12 protein-coding genes are annotated in these 15,047 nt (G+C 59.8%); 9 read left to right on the top strand and 3 right to left on the bottom strand.

Annotation, left to right across the window (positions count from 1 at the left end; genetic code table 11):
• The first annotated feature begins 2 nt into the window (after positions 1–2).
• Genes AC2FFP_RS03480 through AC2FFP_RS03470 form a run of 3 tightly spaced genes read left to right on the top strand, consistent with a single transcriptional unit; the run spans position 3 to position 4,537 of the window.
• A complete protein-coding gene (locus AC2FFP_RS03480) occupies positions 3–2,195 on the top strand; it encodes a dehydrogenase E1 component subunit alpha/beta (RefSeq protein ID WP_496768905.1) in 2,193 nt (730 codons plus the stop codon).
• Positions 2,192–3,226 (top strand): ACP S-malonyltransferase, encoded by a 1,035-nt coding sequence (locus tag AC2FFP_RS03475; protein WP_496768903.1) that lies wholly within the window; start codon positions 2,192–2,194, stop codon positions 3,224–3,226. The genes AC2FFP_RS03480 and AC2FFP_RS03475 overlap by 4 nt, the downstream gene beginning before the upstream one ends.
• Positions 3,227–3,265: 39 nt before the next feature.
• The gene (locus AC2FFP_RS03470; RefSeq protein ID WP_496768899.1) at positions 3,266–4,537 is read left to right on the top strand and encodes an NAD(P)/FAD-dependent oxidoreductase; all 1,272 of its coding nucleotides are present in this window, start codon (positions 3,266–3,268) and stop codon (positions 4,535–4,537) included.
• A gap of 2 nt (positions 4,538–4,539) precedes the next feature.
• On the opposite strand, the gene AC2FFP_RS03465 is transcribed toward AC2FFP_RS03470, so the two are convergent.
• Positions 4,540–5,241 carry an SDR family oxidoreductase gene (locus AC2FFP_RS03465; protein ID WP_496723882.1) on the bottom strand — a complete coding sequence of 234 codons (702 nt, stop codon included), beginning with the start codon at positions 5,239–5,241 and terminating at the stop codon, positions 4,540–4,542.
• Between the two features lie 49 nt (positions 5,242–5,290).
• Between AC2FFP_RS03465 and AC2FFP_RS03460 the strand changes: the two genes are divergently transcribed.
• Complete coding sequence (locus tag AC2FFP_RS03460; protein ID WP_496880710.1) at positions 5,291–6,196, top strand: LysR substrate-binding domain-containing protein; 906 nt, start codon at positions 5,291–5,293, stop codon at positions 6,194–6,196.
• Here AC2FFP_RS03460 and AC2FFP_RS03455 read toward each other — a convergent pair.
• Complete coding sequence (locus tag AC2FFP_RS03455; RefSeq protein ID WP_282170990.1) at positions 6,187–7,089, bottom strand: LysR family transcriptional regulator; 903 nt, start codon at positions 7,087–7,089, stop codon at positions 6,187–6,189. The genes AC2FFP_RS03460 and AC2FFP_RS03455 overlap by 10 nt on opposite strands.
• A 76-nt stretch (positions 7,090–7,165) precedes the next feature.
• Here AC2FFP_RS03455 and AC2FFP_RS03450 point away from each other — a divergent pair, with 76 nt between their 5' ends.
• The 5 genes from AC2FFP_RS03450 to AC2FFP_RS03430 all read left to right on the top strand — a co-directional run bounded on the left by AC2FFP_RS03450 (position 7,166) and on the right by AC2FFP_RS03430 (position 14,343).
• Positions 7,166–10,378: a reductive dehalogenase gene (locus AC2FFP_RS03450; RefSeq protein ID WP_496843759.1), complete on the top strand. Its 3,213-nt coding sequence runs from the start codon at positions 7,166–7,168 to the stop codon at positions 10,376–10,378.
• Between the two features lie 129 nt (positions 10,379–10,507).
• The gene (locus AC2FFP_RS03445; protein ID WP_496768893.1) at positions 10,508–11,374 is read left to right on the top strand and encodes an FAD binding domain-containing protein; all 867 of its coding nucleotides are present in this window, start codon (positions 10,508–10,510) and stop codon (positions 11,372–11,374) included.
• A complete protein-coding gene (locus AC2FFP_RS03440; protein ID WP_058278395.1) occupies positions 11,371–11,850 on the top strand; it encodes a (2Fe-2S)-binding protein in 480 nt (159 codons plus the stop codon). The genes AC2FFP_RS03445 and AC2FFP_RS03440 overlap by 4 nt, the downstream gene beginning before the upstream one ends.
• Positions 11,850–14,105 carry a xanthine dehydrogenase family protein molybdopterin-binding subunit gene (locus tag AC2FFP_RS03435; protein WP_496768889.1) on the top strand — a complete coding sequence of 752 codons (2,256 nt, stop codon included), beginning with the start codon at positions 11,850–11,852 and terminating at the stop codon, positions 14,103–14,105. The genes AC2FFP_RS03440 and AC2FFP_RS03435 overlap by 1 nt, the downstream gene beginning before the upstream one ends.
• Entirely contained in the window at positions 14,098–14,343 is a 246-nt protein-coding gene (locus AC2FFP_RS03430) for a MoaD/ThiS family protein (protein WP_170559220.1), read from the top strand. Before AC2FFP_RS03435 ends, AC2FFP_RS03430 begins: the two co-directional genes overlap by 8 nt.
• On the opposite strand, the gene AC2FFP_RS03425 is transcribed toward AC2FFP_RS03430, so the two are convergent.
• A complete protein-coding gene (locus AC2FFP_RS03425; RefSeq protein ID WP_496768887.1) occupies positions 14,340–15,047 on the bottom strand; it encodes a lysophospholipid acyltransferase family protein in 708 nt (235 codons plus the stop codon). The two genes, AC2FFP_RS03430 and AC2FFP_RS03425, sit on opposite strands and share 4 nt — an antisense overlap.

Genomic DNA, 15,047 nt, shown 5'->3' with positions numbered 1-15,047 from the left:
CAATGGATCGCGCCCAGATCGTTCACGAGAATTTCCTGACCCGGGTCGCCAAGCGCGACTTCCCCGAAGGCGCAAGCCCGAGGCCGGGGCTAAGCGGAACCGATGCGGTGTCGCTGTTCCGGTCACAGGTCCTTAGCCGTGCATTGGACCGGACCAGCCGGGCCATGCAGAAGGCGGGGCAGGGGTTTTACACCATCGGATCATCCGGCCACGAAGGGATGGCAGCCGTGGCGCATGCATTGCGTCCGACCGATATTGCCTTTCTTCACTACCGCGACGCGGCGTTCCAGATCGCCCGGGCCGAGCAGGTGCCGGGCCAGCAAATTGCGTGGGACATGTTGCTGAGCTTTGCCTGCTCGAAAGAGGATCCGACCTCGGGCGGGCGGCATAAGGTTTTGGGTTCAAAGGCGCTGACCATCCCGCCGCAAACCTCGACCATCGCCAGCCATCTGCCCAAGGCTGTGGGTGCTGCTTATTCGTTAGGCGCCGCGCGGAGACGCGATCCTGAACACCGTGAACTGCCCTTGGACGGGATTACGATGTGTTCCTTCGGGGATGCCTCGGCCAACCACTCCACCGCGCAGGGCGCGATCAACACCGCAGGCTGGACCAGCGTGCAGTCGACGCCTTTGCCGCTGTTGTTTGTGTGTGAGGATAACGGGATTGGAATCTCGGTCAAAACGCCCAAGGGTTGGATACAGGCGTCGATGGAGCATCGCCCCGGGATCAAGTACTTTCAGGCCAACGGTCTGGATATCTACGAGACCTACGCAGTGTCCAAGGAAGCCGCCGAGTATGTCCGCTCCCGCCGCAAACCTGCCTTCCTGCACCTGAAAACCGTCCGCCTTTACGGACACGCAGGCGCTGATGTGCCGACTACATACCTACCAAAATCCGAAGTGGAGGCGGACGAGGCCAACGATCCCCTGCTGCACTCGGTGCGCTTGCTGGAACAGGCCGGGGCGTTGGCGCCGGAGCAGGCGTTGAAAAACTACGAAGATACCTGCGCCCGCACGGACCGCATCGCGGCGGAGGCCGCAACCCGCCCGCATCTGGCCAATGCGTCCGAGGTTATGGCCAGCCTGATCCCGCCAAAGCGGATCTGTAAGCCCACCAACGGTCCCAGTACCGAAGCGCGCGCCAAGGCCTTTGGCGGCGACATGCGGGCAATGGATGATCCGCAACCCATGAGCCGTCTGATCAACTGGGCGCTGACCGATCTGATGCTGGAACACGGCGAGGTCGTCTGTATGGGCGAAGATGTCGGCCGCAAGGGCGGCGTCTATGGCGTGACCCAGAAACTGCAGCAACGCTTTGGCCCGGACCGGGTGATCGACACGCTGTTGGATGAGCAGTCCATTCTGGGACTGGCCATTGGCATGGGGCATAACGGGTTCATTCCGATCCCCGAAATCCAGTTTCTGGCCTATCTGCACAATGCCGAGGACCAGATCAGGGGCGAGGCCGCGACCCTGCCCTTTTTCTCGAACGGGCAGTTCACTAACCCGATGGTTCTGCGCATCGCGGGGCTTGGGTATCAGAAAGGGTTCGGCGGCCATTTCCACAATGACAACTCGCTGGCTGTCCTGCGCGACATTCCCGGCGTGATCATTGCATGCCCGTCGACAGGCGCAGATGCGGCTAAGATGCTGCGCGAATGCGTACGGCTGGCGCGCGAAGAACAGCGGGTCGTGGTCTTTCTGGAACCTATTGCCCTTTATCCGATGCGCGATCTGCACGATGCAAAGGACGCAGGTTGGATGACGGCGTACCCGTCGCCTGACCAGAGTATCGCGCTGGGTGAGGTTGGCGTGCATGGCGAGGGTAAAGATCTGGCCATGGTCACTTATGGAAACGGGCATTACCTGTCGAAACAGGCTCTGCCCGAGTTGGAGGCAGCGGGCGTGAAAACCCGTATCATCGACATGCGCTGGCTGGCACCTCTCCCGATTGAGGCTCTGCGTCAGGCCACAAAGGGTTGCAAACACGTCCTGATCGTCGACGAGTGCCGCCGTACTGGCAGCCAGTCCGAGGCGCTGATGACCTTTTTCACCGAAAACAGTCCCTCTACCCCTAGCGCGCGCGTCGTGGCCGAAGATTGTTTTATCGCCACTGGCCCCGCTTATGCTGCTCCGCTGCCGTCGAAAGAGGGGATTCTCGCCGCTGCGCTAAAACTGACGGGGGGCCGCTCATGACCCGCACAGCTGTCGTGATCTGCCCCGGTCGGGGTACATACAACAAGCCCGAGCTTGGCTATCTGCATCGCCACCACGCGCAGCGGACTGCGATGTTTAGGCGCTTCGACGCGATACGTGCCGAAGCAGGGCAAGAGGCCGTTACTGCATTGGATGGCGCAGCGCGGTTCACAGTTTCCAAGTATTCAAAAGGCGACATTGCCTCACCACTCATCTACGCAGCTTCGCTGGCGGACGCGCAATCGCAGGCCGATGATATCGAAGTGGTCGCGGTCACCGGGAACTCGATGGGGTGGTACATTGCATTGGCCGCTGCCGGGGCGTTGTCGCCTGAGGACGGGTTTCGCGTCGTGAACACGATGGGAACACTGATGCAGGATCACCTGATCGGCGGTCAATTGGTTTACCCCTATGTTGCCGATGATTGGGCGGACGACGCCGCGCGCAAGACCGAGCTGTTGGCAGATGTGGCGCGCATCAACGCAATTCAGGATCATGATCTTGCTTTGTCCATTGAACTGGGCGGAATGCTGGTTCTGGCAGGCAATGAAATGGGGCTGAAGGCGTTCGAGGCGTCGCAACCCGCCGTGCAGGACCGTTTCCCGATGCGTCTGCCAAACCATGCCGCGTTTCACACATCCTTGCAGGCACCGGTCGCTGCCGAAGGGCGTGCGCGTTTGGGAGCGGACTTGTTCGGACAGCCTGAACGCCCCCTGATCGACGGTCGCGGAAAGGTTTGGTGGCCGGGTGCGACGGATACGCATGCGCTTTGGGATTATACCCTGGGCCACCAAGTGACCGAACCCTATGACTTTACCCGTGCGATCCAGACCGCCGCGCATGAGTTCGCGCCAGACGTGTTCATTGTTACCGGCCCCGGTGCGACCTTAGGTGGCGCAGTGGCGCAATCTCTTGTTCTGGCGAACTGGCGGGGCATGGGTAACAAGGCTGATTTTCAAGCGAAACAGGATGCGCAACCCTTCCTGATCGCCATGGGGCGCGAGGATCAAAGAGCGCTTGCAACCGGCTGACACTGCCCTGATGATCCGCGCAATTTCAAGGAGCGCGACATGAGCGACCACAACCAGTCCCTTTGGCTGAACACATGCCGTGAACATGTCGAACCCAGTGTTTCGACCGGTGATTTCACTGTTGATCTGGCGGTGATCGGTGGTGGTTATACCGGCTGTTCTGCGGCGCTGACCGCGGCCAAGGCTGGTGCTTCGGTCTGTCTGCTTGAGGCGCATGACATCGGTCACGGTGGCTCGGGCCGCAATGTCGGGCTGGCGAATGCGGGGCTGTGGTTGCCGCCCGCTGAGATTCGCGCGCATCTGGGTGACATGGTTGGGGATCGGCTGGTTGACCTTTTGGCTGCTGCTCCATCAGAGGTGTTCAGCCTGATCGACCAGCATGGGATAGACTGTGAACCTGTGCGCAACGGAACTCTACACTGTGCGCATTCGGCTGCGGGCCTCCGGGACCTGCAGGTCCGCCATGCGCAACTCAGCGCTGCTGGCGCACCGGTTGAGTTGCTGTCTGCAGAACTGACAGCCCAACGCACCGGCAGTGCGGCCTTTGGTGGCGCCCTGTTCGATCCGCGCGCCGGAACCATCCAGCCATTGGCATATGTGCGTGGATTGGCGCGTGCCGGGGTTGAGGCTGGCGCGTTAGTTTCCACGCAAGACCCGGTTCAGTCCATGCAGCAAATGGATGGAATCTGGGTGTTGAAGACTGCTCGGCGCACGGTGCGCGCCAAATGGGTCATTCAGGCGACCAATGCCTATCACCGTGATCTGACCGCATCGGCCCCCGCTTATGTACCAGTCTATTATTTCCAATATGCCACGGCCCCATTGTCGGACAATCTGCGCGCTAGCGTTTTGCCGGGGGATGAGGGGTGCTGGGACACAGACCTGATCATGACCTCGTTCCGAATGGATCAAGAGGGGCGGTTTATCATCGGTGCCATGGGTGATCTGGATCAAGCAGGCGGCGGGATTCACAAGAGCTGGATCAAGCGCAAACTGGCACAGCTGTATCCGCAACTGGCCGATCAGCCATTGGTCGAAGGGTGGCATGGCCGCATCGCCATGACGTCGGACCACATCCCGAAGATTACGCAGATCGGTCCCAATGCTCTGTCCGTTCATGGATTTTCGGGGCGTGGAATCGGGCCAGGCACTGTCTTTGGCCGCCTTGTTGCCCAAAGTCTGTTGCAGGACGATCCAAGCCTTTTGCCGGTGCCCGCAGTCCCAGAGTATCAGGAAAAGTGGATAGGGCTACGCCGCGCCTATTTTGAAACCGGCGCGGCGCTGACTCATTTTGTAAAAGCGCGGTTCTGACCTCAGACCGCGCGGGTGATGCCGCCATCAACCCGGATGTTTTGACCGGTGATATAGCCGCCGCCTTCTGACGCAAGCATCGCCACGACCGAGGCGATCTCGTCATAGCTGCGTCCATAGCGGCCCATCGGGATGCGCGCGCGGAATTCCTCTTTCTCTGGCAGGCTGTCGATGAACCCTGGCAAGACGTTGTTCATCCGGATGTTGTCAGCCGCGTAATGATCCGAGAACAGCTTGGTGAAAGCGGCCAAACCTGCGCGGAACACGCCCGAGGTTGGGAAGACAGGGTCGGGCTCGAACGCGGCGAAGGTCGAAATGTTGATGATCGATCCACCACCTTGCTTCTGCATAATAGGTGTCACCAGCCGGGTTGGTCTGACGGCGTTCAGGAAATAGACGTCCATACCGGTGTGCCAATCCTCGTCCGTCAGCTCCAGCACTGGCGCGCGCGGTCCGTGACCGGCCGAGTTGACCAGCACGTCGATGCGCCCCCAATGAGTCATCGCGGTATCGACCAGTTTTTGCAGATCATCCGTCGACTGGTTTGACCCGGTCACACCAACGCCACCCAGTTCGTGCGCCAGCGCCTCACCCTTGCCCGAAGACGACAGGATACCTACCTTAAATCCATCTGCGGCCAGACGTCGGGCTGAATCTGCGCCCATTCCGCTGCCGCCCGCTGTTATCAGCGCCACTTTGGTCATGTGATTTCTCCATTCATTGATGGCATGAAGATGCGCTTTGGCAATCTGATTGACCAATCAGTTCTGCTGGCCTTATGATGTAGAAAAACTACAGGGTGCTACGATGGTGGCTCTTCCCCCTCTGAACGCCTTGCGGGCTTTCGAAGCTTCGGCGCGCCATCTGAACTTTCGCATGGCTGCCGAGGACCTGGGCGTCACCCAAGGTGCTGTCGCCCAGCAGGTACGCGGACTTGAGGCGCGATTGGCTGTGACGCTCTTTGACCGCCTGCCGCGTGGCCTCGCGCTGACCGAGGCCGGGCGCAGGTTCTATGCGCCCTTGCGCCGGGCCTTCCGACTGATCGAAGAGGCCGTCGAGGATCTTTCTGGGGACAGACAAATTACTATCTCAGTCACGCCCAGCTTTGCCTCGAAATGGCTGGTTCCCCGTCTTCAGGACTTTACGCGGCACCACCCTGATATTGCCGTGCAGGTCGACGCGCGGGAACGGCTGGCGGATTTCCAGGGGGACGGTGTCGACATTGCTGTTCGGCAAGGGCGCGCGCCTTTTGGGCCGGGGGTGGTCGCAGTGCCTCTGTTTTCTACAACATTCGTTCCGGTTTGCGGTCCTGAGATGGCGGCCAGGATTGCGCATCCTGCTGACCTGACAAAGCACACTCTGCTGAACGACACCCATGGGCTGTGGCCTTTGTTCCTGCAGCGGGCAGGGATCACCGGCAAGCCGAAGATGATGAGTTTCAGCCAGACCAGCCTTGCCATCGATGCAGCCGTGTCGGGCCAGGGCGTTGCGCTTGCTAACGAACCGCTTGTTTCTGCCCAGTTGGCCGCCGGTCAGTTGGTGCGCCCGATCCCGGACGAGCTGGTCGAGGACCTGGGCTTTTACATCGTGACACCTAAACAGCCACGCCAACCCGCGCTGGTCGCAGTGATGAAAGACTGGTTGCTGTCTCAATCCTGAAGCGTCGCCGCGATGGCTTCGATCCTGTCACGCAACCAGCGATGTGCCGGGTCGTTGGATGATCTTTGGTGCCAGACCATGTAGATAGAGACAGGGTCGCACGCGAAGGGCAGAGGTGCACAATCCAACGCATGTAGCGGCCCGTGTTTCATCAACGCCGTATCGGTTGAAATCAGGTCGCCGCCTTTCACAAATGAGGTAATGGCATTGAAATGCGGCAGGGTAACCGTCGGTGGCCTGATCTGGTTTTGATCGACACCCCGCATAACAGCGCGCGAGCTGCGGCCATCGGCAAAGCGCACTTCGACATGCTCGGTTTCGCAATAGGTTTCCCAACTGTCCGGAGGAGATCGTCGTGTGCCATCATAGTAGATCATCAACGGACTGCTGAGGATGCGCTTTTGAAAGATGTCCGGTCCATCCGGCGGCAAAGGTGTCAGCATCAATTGACACCGATCGCTGCGCAGCAGCTCAGGGTCTGGAACACCTGATGGGATAAACCCCAACCCTAGCCGCACGCCTTCGGTCCGTACTTTTTGCAGCAATTGCGGGAAAATCAATTCCCTCGGCATGTCGTTTGTGGCGATGTGAAAGACCATCTCTTCGGACAGCGGGTCGAACGGGCGGTCCTCGGTCAGTGCGCGCATATTGTCCAGAACCTGCTGCACGGGGTCTTTCAGGGACAAGGCGCGCTCAGTAGGGGTCAGACCTTGCCCTGATCTGATAAATAACGGATCGCCCAGAACCACCCGAAGTTTGGACAGGGTGTGGCTGATGGCCGATTGCGTCACGCCAAGCCGATCTGCGGCCTTGGATACCGAGTTTTCTTCGAGAATGGTCAGAAAGACCCTCAGGACTTTGCCATCCAGATCCATGAAATCTGTTTTGCTCATACCGCTTATGATTATTCATGAATGGATTTACTGTCCACGCCGCATTAGGTGAGACCTAGAAATCAGGAGGCGCACGATGGGGATCCGCTTTTTCTCGGACAAGAACCGGCCGGTCCACATGGGGCCTTATCCGTCAGAGCGGCTGGCACGTCAGAGCGTTGTGCCGGACCTGTCTGCCGTGCCGCCGATGCCCGTACTCAGTTTTCACCGGCCGGATCAGCCTGAAAGCATCGTCAACGCAATGGGTGAGTTTCAGGCGATGATGGACGCTATTCGTGATGGGTTCGTGAATGCTGTGCCCTCTGAAATCCCGGCTGATCCGAGCGCGCGGGCGCATCACCTGAAGGCCTTTGGCTATTTCAATGACGCGTCGATGATGGGGTGCGGGCCTTTGCCTGCCGAGGCGATGCTGCCCCAGCCGCGTCGTAACCCCGACCTAGATCGACTGGCCCATGCGCTGAAGACCCGGCAGACCAAGACGCTGGCGTCGGGTATTGATGTCATTATGGCCGACCTTAAGGAAAGTATGGAGGCGGCCCCCAAGCCGATGGACACCCACCGCCACGCCATCGTCTTTGTCTATGAACACAACCGTGATCCGAACCCGGATGAGCCCGGCTCTGAATGGATCATGGATGCGCAGGACCACCGTTCCTGTTTGCTGGCGACCGAAAATGCGGTGGTGATTGCCAATTACATCCGGTTGTTGGGGTTCGATGCGCGGGCGCATACCGCGATGTCCTCTGAGGTTGATCTTGGAAAACTGGCGGTGGCGGCTGGTTTGGCCTCGGTCGAGGATGGCGATGTTGTCGTGCCGTGGCTAGGTACGCGGTTTGGCCTGGCAGCTGTTACAACCGAGATGGAGATTGCGCATGATCGACCGCTGCAATCCTTGGCGCAGCAACCGTGGTTTCGCACTCAGGGTCCGGCGTGGTGGCTGGGAACGGGGTTCGCCAAGAACGCGCTGAACCGGGATGCTTACGCCAAACGACGCTACGTGGACGGGGCGCATCCGTTCGAGAAACTTAAGCGCATCGAGGACCCGACGACCTACATCGACGAAGAAAACGTGGCCCGCGTTCCCAAACGCGCCGACATGTTTGCCCGCGCACAATTCGGGGATATGGGCAAACCGCTGCAGGATGCAGCCAGGGGGGGGCATTATGTGCGCAAGGCCGCCCCCAGTTTCGCCCAGCGCCGTTCACTGGGCGCATTTGTGCTATTGCAGGATGGCGACAGCGCAGATGGCTCGCGCCCGACCGATGCCGCCCGAAATGCCGCGAATATCAAGGCCGCGACCTATTTCATTGGAGGCGATGCCGTGGGCCTCAGCCGTTGCCCGGAATGGGCGTGGTACTCTCACGACGCGACCGGAGAAGAGATCAACCCGCCCCATGATCAAGCCATCAGCGTGATCATCGATCAAGGCTATGAAACCATGGAGGGGTCCAGTGGCGACGACTGGATCGCAGTTGCCCAGTCGATGCGCGCCTATCTGCGGTTTTCGCTGTTGGGCGGTGTAATCGCGCAGCAGATCCGCAACCTGGGTTACAAAGCCAAGGCGCATACGGTCATGGATGGCGAGGTGCTTCAGCCGCCGCTTTTGCTTCTGTCCGGATTGGGCGAGGTCAGCCGGATTGGTGAGGTCATCCTGAACCCCTATCTCGGGCCCCGGCTCAAGTCTGGCGCGGTGACGACCGACATGCCGATAGAGCACGACAAACCGATTGATTTTGGCCTGCAGACTTTCTGCGAAAGCTGCAACAAATGCGCGCGCGAATGCCCTTCAGGGGCAATCACCGCAGGGCCAAAACTCATGTTCAACGGCTATGAGATCTGGAAATCCGACAGTCAGAAATGTGCGACCTATCGCGTGACCACCCCCGGCGGAGCGATGTGCGGGCGTTGCATGAAGACGTGCCCGTGGAACCTTGAGGGTATCTTCAAGGAACGCCCGTTCCGCTGGGCCGCGATAAACATCCCGAAAGCCGCGCCGGCATTGGCGAAACTGGACGATGCCGTGGGTAATGGCGGATTGAACGACACCAAGAAATGGTGGTGGGATATCGAATTGCAAACGGACGGAGCCTATCGTCCGACGAAACACCCGCTGAACCGGCGTGACCTGCAGACAGATCTGGACCTGAAGTACGACGATCAGACATTAGCCGTCTATCCCGCCTATCTGGCCCCCCATCCGTGGCCATATCCCTTTGCGATGGACCGCGAGGCCGGGATTGCGGCCTATCAGGCGATGGTGTCAGCCGAAGAATACAAAAACCGCAAGGCAGAAGGGGATACGTCGATCGTGCATCGTTACTCGATCGCGGGCGATGCGCCGGTGATGCGGGTTGCGCTGACCAAGGTCGACAAGATGACGGCGGATGTGACCAAGTATGAATTCTCGGCCCTGAATGGTGCGCCTTTACCGGATTGGACCGCCGGGGCGCATCTGGATGTGCTGGTCGCGCCTGAGTTTCTGCGCCAGTACTCAATGTCGGGGGACCCATCGGACGGGTCAGTCTATCAGATCGGCGTTCTGCGCGAGGATGAAGGACGCGGCGGTTCGGCCCTGTTGCATCGAATCTTCAGCGAAGGGCGCAAGGTCTTTATCTCGAATCCGATCAACCATTTCGAACTGGATGAGAGCGCAACAAAGACTTTTTTGATGGGCGGCGGGATCGGCATCACCCCGATGATTGCATTTGCTCATCGGTTGCACAGCTTGGGCAAGCCGTTCGCGTTACACTATTCCGCCAGCACCCGCGCTGGGGCTGGGTACCTGGACGATCTGGCGGCGATGCCCTGGGCCGACCATGTGCATTTTCATTTCTCAGATGAAGGAACACGCGCCGATCTGGATGCCGTCTTGTCGGGGTATCAGGAAGGGTGGCACGTCTATACCTGCGGACCGGATCGCTACATGGACGGTGTCATACAAGCGGCCGACAGTCAGGGATTTCCCGAAGAGGCGCGGCACCTGGAGTATTTCTCAGTTCCGGAACAGCCGGAGTATGAAAACCATCCCTTCACGTTGAAGCTGGCAAAATCGGGCAGGGAACTGACCGTCCCCGAAGGCAAAGATGCCGCTCAGGTATTGAACGAGGCGGGTATTCACGTGGATGTTAAATGCGCCGACGGTATATGTGGCGTCTGCAAATGCGGAGTGGTTTCCGGCGATATTGAGCATCGTGATTTCGTTCTGTCCAACAAACAGCGCGAGGGCGCGATCATCTTGTGTCAAAGCCGTGCGGCTGAACCTGACGGTGTGATCGAACTCGACCTCTGATCTGAGGTCTGAAAACGACTTCGATAAACACAAAAATTGGTCGTTCCAGCCATGGACGCCGTGGGGTAGCTGCACTAACGTCCCCTGCGAACCCCAGTGAATCCTGATCAACAGGTGCGAGGTATTTTCATGGATTATCACAGCCCCGCCAGCTTTGCCGAGGCGTCGGCTCTGGCCGCGAATGCGACGGGCATTACCCGGTTTCTTGCAGGAGGCACCGATGTACTGGTGCAGCTGCGCTCGGAACTGGTGACACCCGACACGCTGATCGACATCAAAAAGATTGATGGCGTGAGCGACATCAACAGCAATGCAGATGGCAGCTGGACGCTGGGAGTCGCTGCCACCGGTGCAGAAATGAGCGAGCACCCCGAACTGGGCCGGGATTGGCCCGGTGTGGTCGAGGCGATGGACCTGATCGGATCAACCCAAGTGCAGGGGCGCGCAACGCTGACCGGGAACCTTTGCAATGGCTCTCCTGCGGCGGATTCCGTGCCTGCTATGGTCGCCGCCGGAGTGACCGTTACCGTGACAGGCCCGGGTGGCGATCGCGAAGTTGCTGTCGAAGATATCCCGACCGGCCCTGGCAAGACATCGCTGGCCAAGGGTGAGCTTGTCTCGGCTGTCCATATCCCTGCACGAGGTGAGGACGGCGGCGACGCCTATCTGCGGTTCATACCACGCACCGAGATGGATATTGCTGTTGTCGGCGTAGGGGTGAACCTGCGTTTGGACGGCGACACTGTTACCGAAGCCCGCGTGTCGCTGGGTGCTGTCGCCCCGACCGTTCTACTGGTTGAAGACTGCGCGAAGGCCATCATCGGCAGTACGTTGAACGATGCCGCGCTTGATGCGCTGGCTGCTGCGGCATCCGCTGCGTGCAACCCGATTGACGACAAGCGCGGCACCATCGCGTTCCGCACCGAGGTCGCTGGCGTTCTTGCCACGCGCGCCGCGAAAATCGCCTATGCCCGTGCGAAGGGAGAACAAGCATGAGCAAGTTCCACGTATCCACCACTGTAAACGGCGACTCGGTTGAATACCTCTGCGACCCGCGCGAAACCCTGCTGGACTGTCTGCGCGACAAGCTGAACCTGACCGGCGCGAAAGAAGGCTGTGGTACTGGTGACTGCGGCGCGTGTTCCGTCTCGGTCGACGGGCGCCTGGTCTGTTCCTGCCTGATGCTGGGGGTAGAGGCCGATGGCAAGCAGATCGAAACGGTCGAGGGCATCGCGGATGGCGACGTTCTGCACCCGCTGCAGCAGAAGTTTATCGAACACGCCGCGCTTCAGTGCGGCATCTGCACACCGGGCATTTTGGTCGCGGCCAAGTCTCTGTTGGAAAAGAACCCCAACCCGACAGAAGAAGAAACCCGGTACTGGCTGGCAGGGAACCTGTGCCGCTGCACCGGTTATGACAAAATCATTCGTGCCGTCATGGAAACGGCGGAAGAGCTGCGGGAGGCTTCGTAATGGCACTGGACGATCGCAAATCGGAATTTACTTTCGTTGGCACCCGACCGAACCGTCCCGACGGATTGGACAAGGTTACGGGCCGCGCGAAGTTCGGGGCAGATATCTCGGCACCCGGCATGCTACACGGCGCGATCCTGCGCTCGCCCCATGCCCATGCGCGGATCGTGAAAATCGACGCTTCGAAGGCCCAGGCGCATAAGGACGTCAAAGCCGTCGTGACTCGTGCGGACTTTGCCGACGTCCCGTTCAAACCGGGTCTGGAAGGCGAATTCTGGAATGTTCTGGAAAACGTCATGGCAGGCGAAAAGGCACTGTATGACGGCCACGCTGTAGCGGCCATTGCGGCCACGTCGGCGCTGGCAGCGCGCGATGCGCTCAAGCTGATCGAGGTCGAATACGAGGTGTTGCCCCACGTCACCGATGTGGACAAGGCGATGGCCTCGGATGCTCCGGTCATTCGCGAAGGTGCCGCGGACTATTCAGTTCCTGAAGGAATGCATCCAAACGTCGTGCGGTACCACGAAAGCGGACACGGTGATGTCGAGGCTGGCTTTGCCGAGGCCGATCTGGTCATCGAAGACAGCTTTGTCACTGAGGCGACCCATCAGGGTTACATCGAGCCGCACGCCTGTTTGGGTATGTTGGGCAATGATGGCAAGGGTGAGCTGTGGTGCACGACCCAGGGCCACTGGATCGCGCAGAAAACCTGTGCGGCGCTGTTGGGGATTGAGACCGCACAGCTGCGCGTAACAGCGTCCGAAATTGGCGGCGGCTTTGGTGGCAAGACGACTGTGTTCATTGAACCCGTTGCACTGGCGCTAAGCCGAAAGGCCAACCGCCCGGTCAAACTCGTGATGACCCGGTCCGAAGTGTTCCGGGCAACTGGCCCGACGGCCTCGGCGTCGATGGACATCAAGATCGGCATGAAGAAGGACGGTACCATCTCGGCCGCGCAGGGCGTGTTCCGCCTGCAAGGTGGCGCGTTTCCGGGCGCGCCGGGCGATATGACCGCCATGTGTGCCTTTGCGCCTTACAATCTGACCAACGTCAAACAGGTTGGCTATGACGTTATGGCCAACCGACCGAAACAGGCAGCCTACCGTGCACCCGGTGCACCAATGGGGGCATTTGCCGTTGAGTCGGTGATTGATGAGCTGTGCAAAAAGCTGGACCTTGATCCTGTCGATGTACGCCTGAAAAATGCGGCGTATGAAGGCACAAAGGCCAGCTACGGCCCGCGTTATGAGCGCATCGGTCTGGTTGAGACGTTGGAAGCCGCCAAGGCGCATCCGCATTACTCAGCCCCGCTGAAGCCAGGGCAGGGGCGCGGCATCTCTTGCGGGTTCTGGTTTAACCACGGTGGTGAAACTTCGGTCTCGCTATCTCTGTCTGAGGACGGTTCGGCCCAGTTGATGGTCGGTACGCCGGACATCGGCGGCTCGCGCGCTTCAATGGCGCTGATGGCGGCTGAGGTGCTGGGCATTCCCTACGAAAACATCCGGGTGACCATCGCCGATACAGCGACGCTTGGGTACAACGACGTCAGCCACGGCTCTCGCGTGACGTACGCCTCCGGTCTGGCGACCATCAAAGCAGCCAAACACGCAGTCGAAAAACTGTGCGAACGTGCGGCGGCCAGCTGGGGAATTCCGACGGACGCAGTCAAATGGGAAAACGGCTGTGCGGTGCCCTCGGGCCCCAATGCCGGTGATTTCGATCCGAGGCCGTTGGCCGATATCACGGCCCATATGGGTTCGACCGGCGGTCCGATCTCAGGCCACTTTGAGGCGACCCCGGAAGGCGCAGGTGTGTCGTTTGGCACTCATATCGTTGATGCCGAGGTTGATCCGGAAACCGGTAAGACCTCGATCACTCGCTACACGGTCATTCAGGATGCCGGGAAGGCGATTCACCCGACCTATGTGGAAGGGCAGTATCAGGGCGGTGCCGCGCAAGGCATCGGCTGGGCGCTGAACGAAGAGTATATCTACGGCGATGACGGTCGCCTGCAGAACTCGATCTTCCTCGACTATCGCATCCCCGTCGCCAGTGACCTGCCGATGATCGACACGGTGATTGTCGAAGTGCCCAACCCCGGTCATCCCTTCGGTGTACGAGGCGTCGGCGAGACCGGCATCGTGCCGCCTCTGGCCGCCATTGCCAACGCCGTGTCCCATGCGGCTGGCGTGCGCATGCGTCAGTTACCGATGTCACCGCCGCGCATTCTGGCCGCGCTCAAGGACGATGGTTGAGGTTCATCTCTGGTCAGGCCTCCGGTCATTGACCGGGGGCCAGCAGGTCGTCGAGGTTGAAGCCAAGACGACCGGGGACTTGTTACGCGCACTAGTGCTGGCCCACCCACAGCTTCAAGGCCCTATTGATGCCGGCGTGTCAATCGCAATTGACGGCCGCGTTATCGCCACAGGGTTGACCGAGCCAATCCCTGAAGGCAGCGAAGTGTACCTGATGCAGCGGTTAAGGGGCGGTTAGGCCTCTGGCGACCACGGTTCGCGCCCGACCATGCGGTCGGCTTCGGCAGTGATATCGTTCATATGCTGCTCAAGGCTTTGGCGCAGCTCTTCGATTTGCTCTTCTGATGCTTTGCGCGGCACGGTCTCAGTCCACTCGCGGCATAGAAAGACTCCCGTGTTCCGCCAGGGGCGGGGCATCAACAGGCGATCCCATGTACCCGCTTCGCTGCCATATTGTGCCGAAAAGGTGATCCCGAAGATTCGTTTGCCAGACGTGCGCGCCCAAACCAATGGCACCGTGGAAAGCACACGCTCAGGCCCACGTGGTCCGTCAGCAGCGATGCCGATGGAAATCCCTTGTTTGATCTTACCGATCACCTCTCGCGAGACGGCAACGTTGCTCTTGTGTTTGCTGGCCATGGCGATGGTGTCCATGCCGAATAGTTTCTGCACCCGACCTACCATACTGCCGGCCCGCGCAGACGAAGTGATCGAGCAGATGCGCCCTTTGTCCAGCGGGAAGAAATACGGCGACTGCGCCAGCCTTTGGTGCCACAGCACCACGATCACCGGCTCACCTTGTTCGGCCAGTTGGTCCAGTTCTTCGTATCCGATGCGCTTCCATTTGGTGTTGCGATTGACCATCCGGATATAACTTGCGATGCGGCGCGCGGCCCAGTTCAAAACGGCTTCGCTGTCGGCGATCTTTTTGCGGATACTCAC

This window comes from Ruegeria sp. YTSC004 (assembly GCF_059609805.1).
This window is presented reverse-complemented; position numbering and strand designations above follow the sequence as displayed.